General features: G+C 46.9%; 6 tRNA genes. All 6 read right to left on the reverse strand.

The features are described from left to right. Nucleotides 1-60: 60 nt before the first annotated feature. The 6 genes from ACTS60_RS00265 to ACTS60_RS00290 all read right to left on the reverse strand — a co-directional run bounded on the left by ACTS60_RS00265 (nt 61) and on the right by ACTS60_RS00290 (nt 742). A tRNA-Gln gene (locus ACTS60_RS00265) sits at nt 61-135 on the reverse strand. 40 nt (nt 136-175) lie between these two features. Further along, nucleotides 176-260, reverse strand: a tRNA-Leu gene (locus ACTS60_RS00270). A gap of 53 nt (nt 261-313) precedes the next feature. Then, nucleotides 314-390 (reverse strand) — tRNA-Met (locus ACTS60_RS00275). Nucleotides 391-414: 24 nt separating this feature from the next. Beyond that, nucleotides 415-499, reverse strand: a tRNA-Leu gene (locus tag ACTS60_RS00280). Between the two features lie 53 nt (nt 500-552). Beyond that, a tRNA-Gln gene (locus ACTS60_RS00285) sits at nt 553-627 on the reverse strand. A gap of 30 nt (nt 628-657) precedes the next feature. Then, a tRNA-Leu gene (locus ACTS60_RS00290) sits at nt 658-742 on the reverse strand. Between the last annotated feature and the right edge of the window lie 51 nt (nt 743-793).

Consider the following 793-nt stretch of genomic DNA (forward strand, 5'->3'; position numbering starts at 1 on the left):
TGCGTCTACCAATTCCGCCACTTCCGCATAATTACTGAGTAAACTCAATAATCAAAATAGTGGCAGGTCTACCTGGATTCGAACCAGGGAATGGCGGCATCAAAAGCCGCTGCCTTACCGCTTGGCGATAGACCTGCAGGCGACAGTCATAAAGACTGATCAAGTTAGAAAAGTATGGTGCGGAAGGAGAGACTTGAACTCTCACACCTTGCGGCGCCAGAACCTAAATCTGGTGCGTCTACCAATTCCGCCACTTCCGCAACTTTTCTGTCGTCATAAAGGTAATTGGTAAAAACCTAAACAACGAAATAAATGGTGGCTACGACGGGATTCGAACCTGTGACCCCATCATTATGAGTGATGTGCTCTAACCAGCTGAGCTACGTAGCCAACACAATATTCTTTAAATCAAGATGGTGCGGAAGGAGAGACTTGAACTCTCACACCTTGCGGCGCCAGAACCTAAATCTGGTGCGTCTACCAATTCCGCCACTTCCGCAACTTGATCTGTAGTTACTGATGTAATTGGTAAAACATCAGTAACGTTGAATATGGCAGGTCTACCTGGATTCGAACCAGGGAATGGCGGCATCAAAAGCCGCTGCCTTACCGCTTGGCGATAGACCTACAGCGCTCTAATAAAAGAGACTTTAATAATGGTGCGGAAGGAGAGACTTGAACTCTCACACCTTGCGGCGCCAGAACCTAAATCTGGTGCGTCTACCAATTCCGCCACTTCCGCATAATTACTGAGTAAACTCAATAATCAAAATAGTGGCAGGTCTACCTGGAT

Source organism: Vibrio sp. WZ-1 (assembly GCF_052037695.1).
Lineage (GTDB): Bacteria > Pseudomonadota > Gammaproteobacteria > Enterobacterales > Vibrionaceae > Vibrio.